This is a genomic window from Acinetobacter sp. (genome assembly GCF_045628685.1).
GTDB lineage: Bacteria > Pseudomonadota > Gammaproteobacteria > Pseudomonadales > Moraxellaceae > Acinetobacter.
The window spans coordinates 1-20,774 of sequence record NZ_JAZQPV010000075.1 but is presented as its reverse complement, the minus strand read 5'-3'; the positions used below and the strand labels follow the sequence as shown (position 1 = coordinate 20,774).

General features: G+C 38.3%; 18 protein-coding genes. 17 read left to right on the top strand and 1 reads right to left on the bottom strand.

The annotated features are described in order from the left end of the window. The 6 genes from ACKI4H_RS10485 to ACKI4H_RS10460 form a co-directional block, all read left to right on the top strand. On the top strand, window positions 1–102 hold a 102-nt coding region (locus ACKI4H_RS10485), incomplete at its 5' end, for an integrase core domain-containing protein (protein WP_407305539.1). A 461-nt stretch (window positions 103–563) separates the two neighbouring features. After that, window positions 564–1,472, top strand: a complete 909-nt coding sequence (gene feaR, locus ACKI4H_RS10480; RefSeq protein ID WP_407305535.1) for a transcriptional regulator FeaR — start codon at window positions 564–566, stop codon at window positions 1,470–1,472. 125 nt (window positions 1,473–1,597) lie between these two features. Beyond that, window positions 1,598–3,205 carry a GMC family oxidoreductase gene (locus ACKI4H_RS10475; RefSeq protein ID WP_407305534.1) on the top strand — a complete coding sequence of 536 codons (1,608 nt, stop codon included), beginning with the start codon at window positions 1,598–1,600 and terminating at the stop codon, window positions 3,203–3,205. Window positions 3,206–3,259: 54 nt separating this feature from the next. Further along, window positions 3,260–4,741, top strand: coding sequence for an aldehyde dehydrogenase family protein (locus ACKI4H_RS10470; RefSeq protein WP_407305532.1), 1,482 nt, complete (start codon window positions 3,260–3,262; stop codon window positions 4,739–4,741). Between the two features lie 693 nt (window positions 4,742–5,434). After that, window positions 5,435–7,741: a primary-amine oxidase gene (gene tynA / locus ACKI4H_RS10465; RefSeq protein ID WP_407305530.1), complete on the top strand. Its 2,307-nt coding sequence runs from the start codon at window positions 5,435–5,437 to the stop codon at window positions 7,739–7,741. A gap of 58 nt (window positions 7,742–7,799) precedes the next feature. Beyond that, the gene (locus tag ACKI4H_RS10460) at window positions 7,800–9,086 is read left to right on the top strand and encodes a hypothetical protein (protein ID WP_407305538.1); all 1,287 of its coding nucleotides are present in this window, start codon (window positions 7,800–7,802) and stop codon (window positions 9,084–9,086) included. A 764-nt stretch (window positions 9,087–9,850) separates the two neighbouring features. On the opposite strand, the gene ACKI4H_RS10455 is transcribed toward ACKI4H_RS10460, so the two are convergent. Then, on the bottom strand, window positions 9,851–10,318 hold the full coding sequence (locus ACKI4H_RS10455) for a MarR family winged helix-turn-helix transcriptional regulator (RefSeq protein WP_171537180.1): 468 nt from the start codon (window positions 10,316–10,318) through the stop codon (window positions 9,851–9,853). Between the two features lie 147 nt (window positions 10,319–10,465). Between ACKI4H_RS10455 and ACKI4H_RS10450 the strand changes: the two genes are divergently transcribed. From ACKI4H_RS10450 to ACKI4H_RS10400, 11 genes are all read left to right on the top strand, one after another. Beyond that, the gene (locus ACKI4H_RS10450; RefSeq protein WP_407305528.1) at window positions 10,466–11,602 is read left to right on the top strand and encodes an amidase; all 1,137 of its coding nucleotides are present in this window, start codon (window positions 10,466–10,468) and stop codon (window positions 11,600–11,602) included. After that, on the top strand, window positions 11,599–12,768 hold the full coding sequence (locus tag ACKI4H_RS10445) for an acyl-CoA dehydrogenase (protein WP_407305526.1): 1,170 nt from the start codon (window positions 11,599–11,601) through the stop codon (window positions 12,766–12,768). Before ACKI4H_RS10450 ends, ACKI4H_RS10445 begins: the two co-directional genes overlap by 4 nt. Window positions 12,769–12,798: 30 nt before the next feature. Continuing rightward, entirely contained in the window at window positions 12,799–13,158 is a 360-nt protein-coding gene (locus ACKI4H_RS10440; RefSeq protein WP_407305524.1) for an IacB protein, read from the top strand. Window positions 13,159–13,183: 25 nt separating this feature from the next. Beyond that, window positions 13,184–13,720: a nuclear transport factor 2 family protein gene (locus ACKI4H_RS10435; protein ID WP_407305522.1), complete on the top strand. Its 537-nt coding sequence runs from the start codon at window positions 13,184–13,186 to the stop codon at window positions 13,718–13,720. Between the two features lie 41 nt (window positions 13,721–13,761). Next, window positions 13,762–15,039, top strand: a complete 1,278-nt coding sequence (locus ACKI4H_RS10430; RefSeq protein ID WP_407305521.1) for an aromatic ring-hydroxylating oxygenase subunit alpha — start codon at window positions 13,762–13,764, stop codon at window positions 15,037–15,039. Between the two features lie 10 nt (window positions 15,040–15,049). Next, the gene (locus tag ACKI4H_RS10425) at window positions 15,050–15,535 is read left to right on the top strand and encodes an aromatic-ring-hydroxylating dioxygenase subunit beta (RefSeq protein WP_407305520.1); all 486 of its coding nucleotides are present in this window, start codon (window positions 15,050–15,052) and stop codon (window positions 15,533–15,535) included. Window positions 15,536–15,545: 10 nt separating this feature from the next. Beyond that, window positions 15,546–16,283: an SDR family NAD(P)-dependent oxidoreductase gene (locus ACKI4H_RS10420; RefSeq protein ID WP_407305518.1), complete on the top strand. Its 738-nt coding sequence runs from the start codon at window positions 15,546–15,548 to the stop codon at window positions 16,281–16,283. A 33-nt stretch (window positions 16,284–16,316) separates the two neighbouring features. Further along, a complete protein-coding gene (locus tag ACKI4H_RS10415; protein WP_407305516.1) occupies window positions 16,317–17,270 on the top strand; it encodes a PDR/VanB family oxidoreductase in 954 nt (317 codons plus the stop codon). Window positions 17,271–17,319: 49 nt separating this feature from the next. Beyond that, on the top strand, window positions 17,320–18,282 hold the full coding sequence (locus ACKI4H_RS10410) for a p-hydroxyphenylacetate 3-hydroxylase reductase component (RefSeq protein ID WP_407305537.1): 963 nt from the start codon (window positions 17,320–17,322) through the stop codon (window positions 18,280–18,282). A gap of 825 nt (window positions 18,283–19,107) precedes the next feature. Further along, window positions 19,108–20,328, top strand: coding sequence for an OprD family outer membrane porin (locus ACKI4H_RS10405; protein ID WP_407305536.1), 1,221 nt, complete (start codon window positions 19,108–19,110; stop codon window positions 20,326–20,328). A gap of 190 nt (window positions 20,329–20,518) precedes the next feature. Next, window positions 20,519–20,774: ABC transporter substrate-binding protein (locus ACKI4H_RS10400; RefSeq protein WP_407305514.1), on the top strand; the 256-nt coding region annotated here is incomplete at its 3' end.

The following is a 20,774-nucleotide window of genomic DNA, read 5'->3' as shown; positions in this document are numbered from 1 at the left end:
TTGGATGAAGTACAAGATTATGCAACAAGTTGGCTGTGGCATTACAATCATGAAAGACCACATCAGGCTAACAAAGGAAAGCCACCTTTAATGGCTGCTTAACCTCTACTTTTAACTTCGGTTATTTATGGGAGGACTACCATATTAACTTATTAAATATTTGTTAAGAAATGAGAAAGGCTTTAAAATAAGTGGACTATAGACAAGGATAAATAGTCTTGTAAACAGTATAAAGCAGCTAGCAGAGATTGACATTTCTTAAAAATTGCTTTATGCACTAGTATAAAATATGATCAAGATTATTTTATAGAGCAAAATAGTTTGTGCTAAGACCGAATGAGTAATTAGAGCCTATAACTTTGGAATATCTCAATTCAGTAGCGCTGGCAACAATTTCTCATTAATTTCTTGTTTCTGTTCAGTTTAAAAGAATGAAGAGTTTGAGTCACTCTACTGTTCTTGAATAAAATGTATTTGCTGGATGTGAATACTGGCTCAAAATTTGCTTATTAAATAACAATATAAGCATTTATCAATAAAAATTGACGGCGGGTTAAATCAGGATGAACCAATATGTCGAAGAAGAAATCCTCATATGGACGAATCATATTCAAAGCGTATGTGGAAATTTTGAAACCGATTTTCATGGACCAAGTCATTTATTTATCGGTGACGTACAGTCTTTTTTATTGGGTGAGACAGAAGTTGCTTTTATTAAAAGCAATGCCAATAAAATTATTCGCAAAGCAGATGCACCTGATCGGGTCAACCATAAATTTTGTTTTTTAATATTACAAAATTCAGGCAGAATGATCGTCAAATATAAAGATGAAACCATTCATTTAAATGAAGGTGATATTGTCTTATTGGATCCAGAAGAAGATATCTCGATGTTTCCACAAGGATTATTCAATCACTTATCTGTTCATCTATCGCGGGAAAAGTTACTTAAGGAAAATATTAGTACTGAATATTTTGGTAAATTAATTACTAAAAATATGAGCGGTTTTTTACTCAAAAATATTCTCAAAAATATGTCGGCAGAAAATATTAAGCTCTGGTATGCCAATGAGGATGGAAATGCTTTTGAAGATGCACTGGTTTCTTTAATTAAGCCCACGATTAATTATAAAAATGCCAATTTGACTGATAATCTTAAAATAAAAGTCGATCGTTTTATTGTCGAAAATTTATCTCATCCCAATTTATCTCCCAAACTCATCGCTGAACATATCGGGGTTTCTCTACGTCATTTATATCGGTTATTTGAGACTGAACAACAGCCCATTCATAAATATATCCAATGTAAAAGATTAGAAAAAATTGAATTTGAATTAAAAGATAAAAAAAATGTGAAAATTTCGATCATGGATATTGCAACACGCTGGGGTTTTATCGACAGTTCTCACTTTTCCAAAACCTTTAAAAAAAATTATGGTATGTCGCCCAAACTTTATAGAGAAAACATTTAGAGTAAAAAATAGTCTTTAAAATTGATTATGTCATTTATTGACCATGATCAAGTCATACTCAGACAAGTATTATTGATGTGAAAGTGCTCCAATCCATGAAGAGAGACTTTTAATGGATCAGTTACATGCAGCATGAATATGATTACATCATTATTGGCGCAGGTTCGGCAGGTTGTGTTGTTGCTACCCGGTTACTCGAAGCGAAAGCAGGAACAGTACTATTACTGGAAGCGGGTGATGACGATAAAAGTATATTGCATACGATACCCGCCACTGTGGTCAAAATTTTTCAACAAAAATCTTGGCCTTATATGACCACCCCACAAAAAAATTGTGATGATCGCCAGATGATCCTTGCACAGGGTAAGGTATTAGGCGGGGGCAGTTCTGTGAATGGCATGATTTATTGCCGTGGTCAGCGTCACGATTATGATTTATGGGCTTCAGAATGGGGCTGTAGTTCATGGGACTATGATCAGGTCCTGCCATTTTTTAAAAAATCTGAAAATAATGAAGTTTTGGCCGATCGTTTCCATGGTCAGCAAGGCTTACTACCCGTCAGTGAAAATCGTTATCGGCATCCATTAACCTTAGCCTGTATTCGTGCCAGTCAGGAAATGGGCATGCAATACGTTAATGATATCAATGGCTGGGATCAAGAAGGTGTCGGTTTTTATCAGACCACCACAAAAAATGGGGAACGTGCAAGCACCTCAAAAACATTTCTAAAGTCGGTTATTGACCATCCTGATCTTGAATTGCTGACCCAGACTCTGGTCCATAAAATTGAAACTCAAGGACAACACGCAAGGGGAGTAAGCTTTAGCCAAAAAGATCAAAAGAAAGTCACGATTCAAGCACGTAAGGAAGTCATTGTCTGTGCGGGTTCAATTGGCAGCCCTAAAGTTTTGCTTCTCTCAGGAATCGGACCGAAACAACATTTAGCAGAGCTTGGCATTCCATGCCTTCAAGACCTACCTGTCGGTGAAAACCTGCATGATCATTTGCATATGTCAGTCAACGCTACGGTGACTACAGAAAATAGCTTATTAGGGGAAGATAAAGGCTTTAAAGCCATTAAACATGGCTTGCAATGGTATTTGACCCGTTCAGGTTTACTGACCAGTAATATTCTTGAAGGTGCCGGCTTTATTGATACACATCAACTCGGCCGCCCAGATGTACAATTCCACTTTTTACCGGTACTCGATAACTTTGATAATACCCCAGGCGAAAAAGCAGTGGCTGCAGAACATGGTTTGACCATTAAAGTCGGACACTTGCAACCCAAAGCGCGTGGCACATTACGTTTAAGAAGTGATAATCCGCAAGATCTTCCGGTGATTGATCCGAATTATCTCGGCCACCCTGATGATATCGCGGCAAACATTCGTGCAGTGCAAGCCGGTTTACGGTTACTACAGCAACCGACCTTAAAAAATATTATTAAAGATGTCATAGAACCTGCAAATATTCAGCCGGATGATGTTGTCGCAATTGATCAATGGATGCGTAAAAATATTAAAACAGTCTATCACCCGGCAGGCACATGCAAAATGGGTAACTCTCATCAAGATTCGGTAGTCAATCAGACGCTTCAGGTTCATGGATTTAATAATTTAAGAGTAATTGACTGTTCAATCTGTCCACAAGTACCCAGTGGCAATACCAATGCCGTGGCCATCATGATTGGCGAACGCGGTGCAGATTTTATTCTAAATTCTCCTGCATAGTCAGCCAAGCTAGACAATAAATATCTCGCTTCAATTTATAAAATAGGAAAAATAATGAGTACGGTACAGATCTTGGAAAATGTTCAAAATTTTATGAATCGTTCACATGGACACTTTATTCATGGAAAAACCGTTCAAAATACGCATGAATCCCGAATAAATATTATTAATCCGGCAACTGAACAGCGTGTTGCCACAATTGCCGATGCTGATCAGGCAACTGTGGATCAGGCAGTGAAGAGCGCACATGATGCATTTGTAAATGCATGGGCCAGCGTATCTCCTTATGAACGTAGTCTAAAGTTAAATAAACTGGCCGATTTGGTTGAGCAGCATAGTGAAGAGTTAGCACAACTGGAAACTTTAACTTCCGGCAAACTGATTATGATTTCTCGACATCTTGAAGTTGCACAAACAGTTATTTTTCTTAGACATTTTGCAAGCTGTGCAACTAAAATTCATGGACAGACCATTCAGCCTTCACTCCCATCAATGCAGGGTGAAAAATATACGGCAGTGACACTCCGTCAACCTGTAGGCGTGGTTGCCGGGATTATTCCTTGGAACTTTTCCTTAATGATTGGTGCATGGAAAATTGGTTCAGCCCTGACCACCGGTTGTACCATTGTAGTGAAGCCGAGTGAATTTACGAGTCTTTCTTTATTACGATTGGCAGAACTGGCACTGAAAGCAGGGATTCCTGCAGGTGTGATCAATGTGGTTACAGGGACCGGAAAAACCGGACAATATTTAATTGATTCGCCTTTAGTAAAAAAAATCTCATTTACCGGTTCAGTACCTACAGGTATCAGTATTGGTAAGCAGGCTATGCACAATGATTTAAAACGTGTGAGTCTTGAGTTAGGCGGGAAAAATGCAGCCGCTATTTTACCAGATGTCAGTATTGATGAAATTTTACCTCTGCTGATTCAATCGACTTTTGTACATCAAGGGCAAGTCTGTGCAGCGCCAGAACGTTTCTTTGTACATCAGTCCAAATATGATGAATTTGTGGAAAAAGCAGCCCAGATTTTAAAACAGCTGAAAATTGGTTCACCTTTAGATGAAAGTGTTGTATTTGGTCCTTTATCTAATCAGCCACATTTTGAAAAGGTAAAACACTATTTAAAAATGGCGCAAGATCAAATTATTACTGGGGGTCATGTTATAGACACTCAAGGCTATTTTGTTGAACCAACATTGGTCAAGGTTGAAAATATTGAGGATCCACTCTTTATTGAAGAGACTTTTGGCCCCATTGTTACCGTCATTCCATTTGAAAATGAAGTGGAATTGATTTCAATGATGAATCATTCTCGTTTTGGTTTATCTGCCAGTATTTGGTCCAATGATTTGTCCAAGGTGTTTCGCCTAATTCCACAAATAGAAGCAGGTTCAATTTGGGTTAATATGCATACCTTCCTGGATCCGGCAGTGCCATTTGGAGGGGTTAAAGCTTCTGGGGTTGGTCGTGAATTTTCTGATGCTTTTATTGATGACTATACCGAACTTAAATCCGTGATGATACGTTATTAAAAGTATCAATTCTTTATAGGGAGACTTTTAAAATAAAGTCTCCTCGACGTAAAAATTCAAATGGAAAACTTTATTTTTAATATAATATAGTTCACGTGAAATAAGTTTAAATTACTTGTTTTATCAGGCAAACTTTTTGTCAAATTATGGGAATAAACAAGCTTACGAATGGGCAACAGTCAAGGACTTTGCCGCTAAAGATCAATTCCAGAGTCTTTTGCGTATGAGTGGTGGAATTTTCCCACTAAACAGAGATTACCACTTACACCTAATAACATATTTTGAGGCCTTGGCATATTGGGAGAGGGCAGCTGATTCATCCTAAAATTCGCATTGTAATGATGTCATGAACAACTTGATCAAGGCCAAAATTTCAAGAAGATTGATAATAAAAAATCTTGTTATTAAGCGCAGTTAGGAATGATTTAAAGCACACATTTACTGAGTCATTGAAGAAGTTAAAAACTGATTTTATAAAAGATAAAGTTGGTTTTTTAATGGCCTTATAGAAAAATAATAAATACTGTGAATATTCATTTATTAAGAGATGTCTTGTTTTTACACTTTTTGTGTCACCTATATACAAGTTTTAGCTGAATGATTGTGATTAGATGATAACAATCAAAAATGAATTAGTTAAGATCGCTAAAAATTTTTTAAAGTAATTTTAATGATTTAAAAAGGACTTACGACATGAAAAAAGCAAGATTACTCAAGGATATATCAAAAATATTAGGACTGAATTTAACCCTGGCAGGGGCGATCTTAGGACTGAGCCAAGCGGTGTATGCACATGGTGATCAAGTCCATTATGTATCACTTTCACAGAATATGGCTGACTTTGGGGCGAAAATTGTCAAAGATGACTTTACCAATAGTTATGTCATTTCCAAAGGCTCATTAACCGTTCGGGCAAAACCCAATTCTGACCAAGTGTTGGTAAATGGAAAATCATTCAAGTTATCTGCACCTTTATTAATGCAAGATGGAAAACCTGTGGTGAGTGATGGTTTTATCAATGAGGTATTCCAATCCGGATTGGACCAAACATTTAAAGTTGAAAAGGTTAATCATCCTTTAAATAGTTTAACTACAGCTGAAATTAACCAAACCTATAAGCTGATTAGCCAATCTAAATATGGCTATAAAAATATGCGTTTTTCAGAACTCACTTTAAAAGCACCCGATAAAGCCAAAGTTTGGGAGTCTTTTCTTCAAAATAAAAAATTTACCGATGCTCGAGTGGCTTCCTTTGTGCTGTTAAAAGGTAACCAAGCCATTGAAGGTGAAGTTGATCTCAGAAAAAATAAAATTATTAAATGGAGTGTGCTTGAAGGTACCCACGGCATGGTTCTGCTGGATAATTTTGAAACCGTACAACGTGTGATTGAAAATAGTCCGGAATACCAGGCAGCATTGAGTAAACGTGGCATTCATGATGTAAAAAAAGTGATTGCCAACCCCTTAACTGTGGGCTATTTCGGTGGCAAAGATGGCCTGGAAAAACAGTTAAATATTTTAAAAGTGGTGTCGTATTTAGATACAGGCGATGGCAACTACTGGGCACATCCAATTGAAAATTTAGTCGCCGTAGTTGATGTAGACAATGAAAAAATTATTAGAATCGAAGAAGGTTCTATTATTCCTGTTCCTATGGCCAATACGCCATATGTCAGTAAAACACCTGTAAAAAGCAATAACAAACCGCTGATTACTTCTGAACCTGAAGGTAAAAATTATAGCATCACTGGTCAAACCATCCATTGGAATAACTGGTGTTTTCATGTGGCTTTAGATTCACGTGTTGGTTTGCAGATTTCTACCGTGACCTACAAGGATAAAGGGGTCAAGCGTAAAGTGATGTACGAAGGAAACTTAGGAGGCATGGTTGTCCCTTACGGAGATCCGGATGTGGGCTGGTACTTCAAGTCTTATCTTGATTCCGGAGAGTATGGCATGGGCACTTTAACCTCATCAATCCGTGTAGGCACAGATGTACCTGACAATGCTGTGGTTTTGGATGCCGTGATTGCAGATTATAAAGGTCAGCCACATACCATTCCGAATGCAATTGCAATATTCGAAAGATATGCAGGACCTGAATACAAACATCAGGAAATCTTTGGTGATCAAAATGCCAGTGAAGAACGCCGTGAACTGGTGGTACGCTGGATCAGTACCGTAGGTAATTACGATTACATGTTTGACTGGGTATTTAACAATAATGGCATTATTGGCATCAATGCCGGTGCGACAGGTATTGAAGCAGTGAAGGGTGTAAAAACACGCACTATGCATGATGCGACTGCTAAAGAAGATACCCGCTTTGGAACCTTGATTGATCATAATATTGTCGGCACCACGCACCAGCACATTTATAACTTCCGTTTAGATATGGATGTCGATGGTGACAACAACAGCTTTCTGGAGTTGGATCCAGTCATTGCTAAAAATACCCGCGGTGGGCCTCGTACCAGTGCAATTGAAGTGAAGGAACGTATTGTCAGCAGTGAAAAAGAAGCTGCCCAGAAGTTTGATCCGTCAACCATACGATTGATTTCAAATACCAATACAGAAAATAAATTGGGTAATCCAGTTTCCTATCAAATAATTCCTTTTGCCGGTGGCACACATCCCATTGCTAAAGGTGCACAATTTGCACCAGATGAATGGTTATTTAAACGCTTAAGTTTCATGGATAAGCAAATCTGGGTTACGAAAAATGATGTAAATGAACGCTATCCTGAAGGTAAGTATTCAAATCGTTCAATTACAGATACCGGTTTAGGCCAGTTTGTAGCCAATAACGATAATATTAATAATAAAGATCTCGTGGTGTGGATGACTACAGGGACGACTCATGTGGCTCGTGCAGAAGAATGGCCAATTATGCCAACAGAGTGGGTATATACCATGCTCAAGCCGTGGAATTTCTTCGATAGCACCCCTACATTGAAGATTGCAGAGGAAGAAAGTCATACCGAACAACATCCAGATTAATAAAAAATTAAGGATCAGTATTTTACTGATCCTTAATTTTTATAAAGAGATAAAAATGATGAAAAAATTAGTAAAAAAATTTGTAGTGCTCTCCACATTGGCATTTTCGGTGATACAAGCCAATGCTCAGGTCACGCTGCCCGAAGATTTGAAGATCAAACCCTATTTAGATGTCACCTATGGCATGTTTTATAGCGATAAAAGTTATAACAATCCAGATGCGGATGAGCAAAATTATTGGCATGAAGTCTATGCAAAATATGGGTTCACAGGCGAGTATCAACTTGCAAATTCAGCCCTGTATGGCAGTTTAATGGGACTGAGTTCTGCTACTTTTGGCGACGGTGATGCAGCTGGTTTTAGCAATGGTAAAGAACGCAGAACATCATTGGAACAGTGGACCTTGGGCTGGAAAAACAGCCAAGCCGAAGATGCGACACTTGATGTAAGTATCGGACGCCAAAATGTTTTAATCGGTGATGGATTTATTGTCGCAGGGGATGCTTTAAATGTCGGGAAGGGCATTGCTGATGGTGAACTCAATCGTGGCGGTGGCTATTATTTAGCTGCGCGCAGGAGCTTTGATTTTACAACCGTAATCGATTTCCAGTTGGCTGAAGGTTTAAATACGCATTGGTACTATTTAGAGTCAGGCAATAAAGCCCAATATCAACCCAAACTCTGGGCAACCGATTGGCAATATACAGCAGGCAAAAATGATTTCGGGGTTACTTATTTGCAGGTTATAGATTTGGACGATCCTCTGCATGAATCTGTACGGGAAGATTTAACCGATATCGCAGTACGTGCGAAAACAAAAATCACTGAACAGTTGGGATTGAACGGGGAATTCGTTTATCAAGAGCAAAAACATGACAATGAAAATGCATGGTATGTCGCAGCCAGCTACAGCTTTGATCAGCTGAAATACCAGCCCACAGTAGGCTACCGTTTTTCTTCCTTCTCGGAAAATTATGATCCTCTGTTCTATGGCAACACTGCTGCAGGTTTTGGAACCTGGTTCCAGGGGGAAGTCGCAGGAAACTATGCAGGACCGTTTAATTCCAATGCCCGCATTCACCAAGTTTCACTACAAGCATCAGTGCAAGAAAACTTGCATTTAGGTGTGTTGGCTTATCAATTTGATACGATTAAAAAAGACCAGGAAAACCTGGATGGCCATGAGATTGATGCATTTGCGGTTTGGTCTCCAAACAAGAATATCAATGTGATTCCATTGGTGGGCTTGTATAAACCGAAAAAAGACATCAATCATTTAGGCACTCAAGTTTTAAATAATGGCAGCAACCTATATGCACAATTAATGCTGCAGTATATTTATTAAAATATAAGTAGATTTTTCTATTTAACTGAAGACTTTAATAATAATTTTATTGTTGAAGTCTTTGGCGTTTCTTTTTTTTAAAGATCATCCCAGATAGATTTTATCTAAACTATTTCTCTATATCTTTAGTTCGGTTGTGGACTAATTATAGAAACAGAATACTGAACTATCGTTAAGCTTTGGTATTTTAAATTTGAAGAATATTAATTTGATTATCAAGGATTTATCAAGGATTTATCAAGGATTTATCATACCACGTAATTTTTTATGAAACTCAGGTTCACAGCAAAAAATTAAGTAATGTTATCTGGGTGGGTTCATCAAGATAAGGAGGATACCCATTACAAATTCCGAGAACTACAGGCAACCTTAGCCCATCATCATCAATGATGAAGAATTAATTTTTAGTTTTAGAAAAATTCCATAAATTTAAAAAGATATGCTCATTTCATGGAAATGCAATATCGAATATAACGACATGCAGATCTGCTATAAATAATTTAAAATAGACCTCTTGCGTTAGTTAAAATTCAAACAGACACAAGCTATATTTTATAAGGTTTTAGCTAATTCAAAAATTAGGTAAAAGCATACTTTCGCAAGAGGCCTAATATATTGATCTGCCACTCAAATAAGAAATTAAGCATATAAAAATTACTCAACCCTTCTTTTACAAATCGCAAGGTACTGTTGAAAAGAATAACGTTTTACAAACGACGCATGTACAGGCCTAAATTTTTAATAGAGAGAGGGCGCTATATCTCCTAATTAGAAGGCATTAAATCGAATATTTTCTTTAATTGTTTGTTTAAATTATTTAATTCATCTTCATCAAAAGCATTCAAAATTCCAGTCAAGGTCACAATACTGATAGTATTGATCTGTTCAACCAGCTGTTTACCTGATTCGGTCAATTTCACCATAGATATGCGTTCATCGTGTTCAGAAGAAAAAACTTCAATAAATCCATCTTCTACTAGACGATAAACTGCCTTTGTGGCAGTGGTTAATTTAATAGTGGATAGGTTTGCAATTTCAGTAATACTGGCTTCCCCTAGCGCATTTGTGCTGAGTATAATTTTGCGTCTTGTATTGTCAATACCTAATTTTTTTATAGACTTTTCAATAAGTTGAGAGTATTTTCCATTCACCTGAGAAATCCAGAAAAAAGGGAAATTTTGCAGGCTTTTTGGTTCATTATTAGGTAGAAATTGGTCTAGTCGATTAATCATAACTTAAAAACAAAAGTTGAAAATATAAAGTTCTATTATACAAAATTTTTAAATGTTTTTCTTTAATATAATATTGAAATAATAATTGACAATTACATTACTTTTTCAGATATTAGAGGTATTGAATAAAAATACATGGAAAAGTAAATGAATATTGTGGCGCAAAAACTCAGTTTGGGATTTGGAGCGCTGAAAGTGATGATTAAAGATTCCATAAATATTCAGGGCTTTAAAACACTTTCAGGTAGTCATGCTTTTGACGATAGTCAACCTGCAGAAAAAAATGCAGTCATTATTGACAATATTTTAAAATCCGATTGCGAAATCACCGGCAAAACAAATTTACATGAATTGGCTTTCGGAATTACCGGTATTAATAAAAACTTTGGAACGCCATTAAATCCCAAATATCCAAAATTAATTCCGGGTGGCTCATCTAGCGGTTCTGCAGCAGCAATTGCTGCACATTTAGCCGATTTCAGCATAGGAACGGATACCGGTGGTTCAGTTCGTATGCCAGCAGCATGTTGTGGTGTATTCGGGCTAAAGCCTACTTTTGGACGTGTCAGTCATGAGGGCGTTTGCCCAGAACAAAGTTCTTTGGACTGTGTGGGTCCTTTTGCAAATTCTGTTGAAATGATTGCAATAGCAATGCAGATTATTGATCCGACATTTAAACCCGCTCCATTATTAGAAGTTGCCCCAAAACTCGCATGTTTAGATGTACCGGCGGAAAGTGCAGTTTGGCAGACCATTCACCACTTTTTAGACACATCAAATTTAGCCACAGATAAAGTTCACCTTGAAAATTTTGAAGCTGCATATGATGCCGGTATGCAAATTATCAATTATGAAAATTGGCAGGCATATGGTCATCTAACTACTACCGGTAAAGTCGGTCAGGATGTGAATGAGCGTTTATTAAAAGCAGCCCATACTACTTTTGCTCAGGTGGAGAATGCAGAAAAAATCCGCAGTGCTTTAACCAAAGACATTGATCAGCTTCTTGAACACTATGATGCGCTGATATTGCCGACGTTACCCAGCTTACCGCCACACGTTGCCGATGCAGAAAATACAGTGGCTTTTTTAAATTTAACCGCATTTGTACGTCCTTTTAATTTATCTGGTCATCCAGCAATTTCTATCCCCTTAGAAACAGTGGATGGCTTGCCAGTCGGTCTTCAAATTGTCACTAAACGTCATTCAGATGAACAGCTCTGTGCAATTAGTCAATTTATTGTGAATGCGGCAGAACATACTAAAAAAGGAGTTAAATCATGAATGATTTATCGACACAAGAATATGCAAATGAAATCAGTGAAATAACCCCATTACAGAGCTTATGCCAAGAAATACGTGAACGGGCATGTACCGGAGAATTCGATAGTCAAGCTTTTGTCAGTCAAGACATTATTTTGAAATTGAAAAAAATCGGGGTATATCGTGCCTTGGTTCCAAAACGCTTTGGTGGCAATGAAGTCAGTCCACGTCAGTTTTGTGAATTAATTGAAACTCTTTCCAAGGCAGATGGTTCGGTGGGATGGGTGGCAAGTTTTGGCATGAGCCCGGCTTATCTAGGCAGTTTACCTGAAGAAACGCTGAACGAGCTTTATAAAAACGGCCCAGACATTGTATTTGCAGGAGGAATTTTTCCACCTCAACCCGCAGAGATTGTTGATGATGCGGTGCTGGTTAAAGGGCGCTGGAAATTTTCTAGCGGTTGTATGGGGGCAGACGTGGTTGGCGTCGGGATTGCACCGCGTAAAGATAATGAAGCTCAAGGGCTACCCCGGATGGCTGTGTTACCCGCAAGCAAAGCCAAGATCGAAATGACTTGGGATACGGTTGGCCTAAAAGGAACCGGAAGTCATGATTTATTAGTCGATAACGTACTGGTCGATAAAAAATGGACATTTGTCCGAGGTGAGCCTTCTAAGCTCACTGAACCCTTCTTTAAATATCCATCTTTATCACTTGCAACCCAGGTTTTAACTGTTGTGGGAATTGGTGTGGCGGGTGCTGCTTTAGAAGAATTTAAGCAACTGGCCCCAGGTAAGGCATCCATCACGGGCGGTGCCGAAATTGCCAACAGGCCTGTAACGCAATATGAATACGCACAAACTGAAGCCGATTATCTGGCGGCAAAAAATTGGTTCTATCACACCATGGATGTGGTGTGGAACGAGATATTAGCCGGTCGAAAACCCACTCCGAATTTAATTAGTGATATGCGATTGGCATGTACACACGCTGCCCGAGTTTCAGCACGTGTTGCAAGAAAAATGCAGATGCTTGCTGGAATGACTGCAATTTATACTAACCATCCATTTAGTCGCTATGTTAATGACACTAATGTGGTCACACAACATGCATTTATGGGTGATACAACTTTACAGAATGCGGGTGCCGTGAGCTTTGGCTTAAATCCAACACCGGGTTATTTATAAATTTTAAATCAATGTAGAAGGAATATGACAATGGAAACTAAAAAATCTTTACGTGTGTTGTTCTGTATGGGTATTAACCAAAACTTTTTTGATGCGGAGCCCGCGGAAGCAAAAGCGGTTTGGGCCGCTTTTGGTGAAATGTGGAATGGCATTCATGATTTACCGGATGTACATGTTTACGGCAATTTAGATGATGACCAAAGTATGGTTGGTCCAAGTTCAGGTTGGCCATGGACCACCTATTTACTGGCAGATGTTCCAAATATTGAAACTGTTCATGCGGCGTGTAATTTATTCCGCACCACAGTAGTGGGTGAAGGTCCATTTAAGCTTTGGAAATATTGCAAAGTTGAAGCACGTGTTGGTCGGGAACTTATTATTCAACGTTAATTGAAATGAATGAAGAGAGATCAATATGAATGGCAAAATGGATTTGACCTTAATTTTAAATCGTTTAGCAGCGCTTGAAGCCCAGCAATCCATTCGTAACTGCATTAACCGCTATATGGAAATTTGTGATGCTTTAGATGCCACTACAGATTTAAATCAATTAATGGACCTATTTGACCCTGACAGTATTTGGGAAGGCATTGGTAAAAAATATGCCAAGTCATTTGGACGATATGAATCGTGGCAGTCAATTTATGACATGTTCAAAACCTATACCCAGAAAGAATCCCATTTTGTCATGAATGCCCATTTTGTCAGTTCAGAACAAATACAGGTCAACCAAAGCGAAGCATTGGGCACATGGTTGATGCTTCAGACCTCAACTTTTCGCAGCGGTCTAAGCCACTTAAATGCAGCCAAGTTAACTGTGAAATTTAAGCAGCAAAGTGACGCAACCTGGAAGATTAAGCATTTCCAAACTGAAAACATATTCAGTCGCCCCGTAGATACCTGGAATAGTACAGCGGAATTACCTGTACCCCCAAGCAAATTGATGAGTTAGGGAAAAGCCCAAGTACAGCGCATTTAAAAAGGATGAAAGAAATGAACAGTATTATCCCATTACAGAATATAGAAACAGATTACAACGAACTGGTGCAAAGTGACCGAGTACATACCTCACTGTACAAAGATGCACAGATTTTTGAAGATGAAATGGAAAAAATCTTTTATAGCACCTGGGTCTGGGTTGCACATGCCAGTGAAATTCCAGATGCTGGATGCTATAAAACCATCAATATCGGAAAACAGCCTGTGGTTGCGGTACGTGATCGCAAGAAGAAAGTACATGTCCTGTTGAACCGTTGCCGTCACCGTGCTGCAACCGTGTGTGAACACAAAAAAGGGAAGACCAACAGCTTTGTCTGTCCATACCATGGTTGGAGTTATGCCTTAGACGGTTCATTACGCGGCGTGCCATCACCAGAAAGTTATGGCGAATGTTTAGAAAAGTCTGAATTTCCAATGATCAGTCTGCGCGTTGAAGAATACAACGGCATGATTTTCGCAACCTTCAAAGATGACATCCAGCCCCTAGAAGAATTTTTAGGACCTGCCAAAAAATGGATAGACCTGTTCATGAAACAGGGTGCTGGTTACCCAATCAAGGTCTTGGGCGAACATCGCTTCACATTCCCGGGTAACTGGAAGATTCAACTGGAAAATACGACGGATGCCTATCACTTTCCATTGGTGCATAAATCATTCCTCAGTTCAGTCGATGAAAAAACCGAAGAGCTATTCAATTTTGAAAACCAGCCCGGCTATGTAGAAGACTTGGGCAATGGTCACAGTGTTATGGTGATGATTCCTGAACTGATTGATCTGGAAGAAGAATTGATGGAACGTCCAATTCAGGAACGTTTTGAAGATTTGGCACAGGCACTACGTGATGAAGGTCATGCAGAACTGGAAGTACGACGCATTGTCCGTGCTGTAGGGGGTTCGGGCTTCAATTTAAATTTATTCCCCAATATCGCCTGTTCAATGGCATTTTTCCGGGTGATGCAGCCAATTTCGGTAGAAAAAACAGAAATTCACCACTCGGTGATTACCATGGATGGCGGTCCACAAATTGCCAATCAATATCGTTTGCGACTCCATGAGCATTTCCAAGGTCCATTTGGTTTTGGAACACCCGATGATGCAGAAGCATGGGAACGTGTACAACATGGCGCAAATGCAGGGAATGACCTGTGGATCATGTTAAACCGTGGCTTGCCGGGTGAAGTAAAAACAGAAGATGGTTTAAAGAGTGATGTCAGTGCTGAAACCGGTATGCGCAGTGCCTATCAGCAGTGGAAAAAGATGATGACGGCTTAAGGAGCACGCAATGAATATTAATTTAAATTTATTGAATGAAGTAACCGCTTTTATTTGGGCCGAAGCTGACATGCTGGATCACTCGGAATATCAGGAATGGTTAAGTTTGTGGAATAAAGAAGGCAAATACATCATTCCGATTGATCCTGCACTCACCGATTATGAAAATCATTTGAACTATGCCTATGACGATCACCACATGCGTGAGCTACGGGTAAAGCGTTTGGAAAATGGTGAAGCGATTTCCACATCGCCAAAGGCAAATACAGTACGCAGTATTTCCCGTGTACGTGTCATTCAAGATCAAGACAACGAAATTATTTTACGTTGTGCACAGAATTTACGTGAATTCCGTAAGGAAAACTTGCGTCATTACACGGCAGACGTGACCTATCATTTGGTTCGTGAGGATCAAGGTCATTTCAAGATTCACCGTAAAGTCATTAATTTAGTTAACTCTACCGATACCTTGGCGGGTATCAGTTATATTCTCTAGGAGCACGTCGATGTCACAGGTTGTTTTGGTTACAGGCGCAGCTTCTGGTCTAGGTAATGTTATTGCAGAATTTTTTGCAGCACAGGGCGACCATGTCATTCTGACTGCAAGTACTTTGGAAAAAGCTGAATCGGCTAAAAACCAGAGTTCAAATGCACAAAATATGCATCCCTTGAAACTCGATATTTCAGTAGAAAGCGATTTTCACGATGCCGTTCAATGGATTGAACAGAAGTTTTCGAAACTGGATGTTTTAATCAACAACGCGACAGTCACTAAAGCAACCCCTGTTTTAGAAATTACCGCCTCTGATTTTGACTGGGTTACCCAGGTCAATCAGCGGGGGACCTTCCAATCCTGTCAAATTATTGGGCAGTACATGGCAGCAAAAGGCTACGGCCGAATTATTAATCTGGCATCGCTTGCAGGCCAAAACGGCGGTACAGCAACGGGTGCGCATTATGCTGCGAGTAAAGGCGCGATTGTGACCCTCACTAAAATTTTTGCGAAAGAATTTGCAGCTAAAGGGATCACTGTCAATGCAGTAGCTCCTGGACCGATGGAATCTCCAATTGTGCATAGCGTTGTTTCAGATGAAAAAATGGAACAATTTATTCAGAACATTCCAGTGAAGGCATTGGGCAGTATGGAATTTATTGCTGAAACCTGCGTACTACTTGCAAGCCGGAATGCGGCATTTGTCACGGGCGCAACCTGGGATATTAACGGCGGATTGTTCATGCGTTAAGTCTTTGACTTAATGCATTTCAAGGGGGATAAAATGACAGCGCTTTATAATGTTATCGTTAAAAACAGACATATTGAAGGTGAAAATGTGGCGGTGATGGAATTTGAATCTGCCAGTTCATCACCTTTGCCAAAAGTAGAGGCCGGTGCACATATTGATGTATACCTGCCGAACGGCATGATTCGCCAATATTCTTTGTGTCAAAATCCACAACATCAAGGTGTTTTCAGGCTTGGAATTTTAAAAGATCCAGACTCACGTGGGGGGTCTGAGTCAGCATTTAACGATCTTCAAAATGGAATGCAAATTGTGGTCAGCGAACCGCGTAATCTATTTCCACTGGAGAAGGCTCAACATAGCGTATTGATTGGCGGTGGAATTGGGATTACTCCTTTAATCACCATGGCATACCAGCTTTTAAGCGAAGGTGCATCATTTGAATTGCACTACTGTGGCAGTCATCCGCAGCGCTGTGCTTTTGTAGATGAAATCAGGAATGGAGCACTGGCAGCCTTTACTCAATTCCATTTTAAATCTGAAGGCGCGAATCATCGTGAATTTTTTGAAAGTGCGATTCAGCATATAGATAAACACAGCCATATTTATACCTGCGGTCCAAACGGATTTATGGACTGGGTCATTAATCTGGCACAAACACAAAATTTTCCAGAAAATCATATTCATAAAGAATATTTTCAAGTTGAAGTGGAAACTTCAGGGGCTGCATTTGAAGTCGTCGCTCAACAGAGCGGTAAAATTATTATGGTGGATGCCGAAGAAACCATTTTACAAGCGTTGGCGCGTGAAGGCATTGAAATAGAAATGTCTTGTGAGCAAGGGGTCTGCGGTACATGTATGTGTGATGTAATTGAAGGTGAGCCTGATCATCGCGATGTGTATTTTACAGATGAAGAAAAAGCCAGTAATGAACAAATTTTAGTGTGTTGTTCTCGTTCTAAATCAGCACGATTGGTACTTGATATTTAAGCCATTGAGTAAAAAATTTCGGCATTGAGGACAAAAAATTCAGGAGAGAATTATGAACACATTACAAGCATTAGATGAAATAAAAATAGATCCTATACAATTTAGACGTGCTTTAGGAAATTTTGCCACAGGTGTGACCATTATTACTGCGCAAAATGAACAAGGTGAAAAAGTAGGGGTTACGGCAAATAGTTTTAACTCGGTCTCTTTAGATCCACCCTTGATCTTGTGGAGCATTGATAAAAAATCTTCAAGTTTCCCCATATTTCAGCAGGCTACTCATTTTGCGGTTAACGTCTTGTCAGGTTCACAAATTGAACTGTCAAATAAATTTTCAAGACGCAATATCGATAAATATGAAGGCACCAGTTATCAAACCGGTGCGGGACGAGTTCCCGTACTAGAGCACTGTTCTGCAGTTTTTGAATGCGAAAATCATCAAATTATTGAAGGGGGTGATCACTGGATTATTATCGGTAAGGTGGTTAATTTTCACGATCAGGGACGTAGTCCATTGGTTTACCACCAAGGTGCATATTCAGGGGTCATTCCACATCCATTGTTACAAGTGAAAGATGCAACGGTTGAAACGGAAGTTTTAGATAAAATTCATCAAGACCATTTGCATAGTAATGTCTGTTATTTAATGAGCCGTGCCTTTAAATTTTATCAGACTGATTATATTCCTAAACAATTGGTTTCTGGTTTCCGCACCAGTGAAGCACGGTTATTACTGGTGTTAGGCAGTGGAACAGCATCGAATAAATCAGATTTGCCACGTGATATTGCCATGCCGATGCATGAAGTTGAACAGGCTGCTGCAAATCTACAAAAAGATGGTCTTTTAATTGAAGATGTTGATTTTTATAAATTGACGGAAAAAGGTAAAAAAACCGCCCATTATTTATTTGATATTGCAGATAGCCATCAAAATGAAGTTTTTGAAAAATATCCTGAAACTGAAAAGGATATTTTTATTAAAATTTTAAAAGACATTGCGGGTATTTCTTAAGGCACTCATGATAAATAAGCTGAGTCTTATTTGTCATTTTTATATTTATTCAATCCACAAAGAACATGCAGCTGATATGAATTTGGCAACAAAGGTAAGATGAGCTAGCATGTTTATTTTAGGAGTAGAGGGTTTCCCCGAGACTTCATAATACAGCATTGATAATCACGTTAAAAATTAGTCACCATAAAGAAGGTGTTTATGTAATTTCATAATATATATTTATATTAAAGATTGATGATTCAATGGCTCGATAACTTTGTTATTTATTGAAATTGACCAGTTATTAAAATAAATCCAGATTATACGGTTTAATAAAAGGCTGACTTTAGAGGTTAGCCTTTTTATTTGGGTAAATAATTTTTAAAAATAACGGCTAATTGATATTATTTTAAATAAAATTTAATCAATAAAATAACTATCCATGACTAAATTTCGAGTAATAGCAATGAATTACTTATTCTATTAATGCAGCCCATCAATTTAGGTATGTAATTATACTTAACAAGTAATGGAAAATTACATATAAAAAAACAATAATCAGGCACAGGAATTAGATTTAGATAGCCATATATGACTGATTGTTGTTTTTTTAATTAAAAAATCAGATAGCTAAAATTTATACATATCTAATTGTTAAATGCAAAAAATGAAATTCTTTCACATCAGACCGCTAGGTATTACAAGCTGACCTATTTTAATTATAGTGCGATGAAATACAGCGTAGCAGAGTGAAATTAATGTTTTAGCCAATATACATTTTAGGAAAAGAATTCTATGCGAGATTTTAGCCATTCCAAGCATTTTAAAAAAATCACATTATCAATGTGTATGGGGTTGGGTTGTTTAAATACTGCTTATGCAGATTTTATTCAAGATAGTCAAACGTCAATTTATTTAAGAAATTTTTTTATTGAACGAGATTTTTCTGATGTTCCGAATAAGGATATTGGAAGTTGGTCACAAGCTGTAACTGGACGTTTTGAATCAGGTTATACCGATACACCGGTACAGATTGGTTTAGATGCCGGGATTCAATATGCGGTACGCTTAAATGACCATAATGCTGAACGTTCAGATACTATATTGCCCTACAATACGGCTAAAAATCAACAAGAAAGAGATTATTTAAAAACGGGGGCAACCTTAAAATTAAAATATCAACAATCTGAATTAAAGTTAGGTGAGTTATATCCTAGGACTCCCCTTGCTTTTATTGATGATTCACGCCAGTTACTTACGACTTATGCCGGTGCATTATTTGAGACTAAAGCGATCGAAAACCTTAAATTGTCCGCGGGTCGTATTACTCATATTAATTCACGAGAAAATGACAGCTTTGAAAAATTAAGCCTTTTTGCTGTAGGTGCACCTCGTTATGAAAGTGACGGGCTGAATTTCATAGGTTTGGATTACAATTTTAATCCGAAAGTATTCGGTTCTTACTGGTTCGGACAACTTGAAGATATTTATCAGCAGCATTATGTCAATGCCGCCTACAGTACTCAAGTTGGCCCGAATAAAATCAAGGTGGATGGGCGTTATTTTAATAACAAAGAAGATGGCGATGCATTCTACGGAAAAATAGATAGTCAAACTTATGGACTACAAACAGCCGTTCTAAATGGTGCTCATACATTTGTAGCCGGTATTCAGCAAAATAAAGGTGACAATGTTTTTCCAACTTTAGCCGGTTATGCGCCACAACCATATTTGCATACTTGGTCAACACTGGGCTTTATTAAGCCTGAAGAATTTACCTGGCATATTTTATATAGCCATGATTTTAAAGAGTATGGATTCCCTGGCCTGAAAATGACATTGCGATATCTAGATGGTAGCAATATTAAGCGCGTCAACTTGAAAGACAATGCCGAATCTGAAGCAAACTTTATCCTAAGTTATCTCGTTCCAGAAGGTAATTTCAAAGGCCTGGGGGTTGAATGGCGTCATATCCGTACTGATACAAAATATGGTGCTGGATATACCCCAGGTGCAGATTTTGTCGAAAACCGATTGATCACGACTTATACCTACAAGTTTTAAGAATTGCACTATCTCGACTTCATATTTTGATAAAGATATTTCAAGTTAATAAATATTGTTCAGTATTTTAAATACTTACTGATAAATTACAAATCAGTGAATTATATTTCATTATTAACAGGAAAATTACATATCTTTATGCTATAAAAATAAGAAGTCGTGAGACTTTTTTATGAAAAAGGATATTTAAATGGAAATTAAAAAAATTGGATTTGTGGCAGCACTTACTTCTTGTGTAGGGCTTGCACATGCGGAAATTAAAATTGGTGTCGTAACATCTTCGACCGGTCCAGTTGCCATGGTGGGTATTCCGCAAAAAAATACAGTTTCACTATTACCTAAAACCATTGCGGGAGAAAAAGTCACTTATATCTCTCTGGATGATGGAAGTGATCCGACAGCCAGTGTTAAAGCAATCAATAAACTGATTAAAGAAAATAATGTCG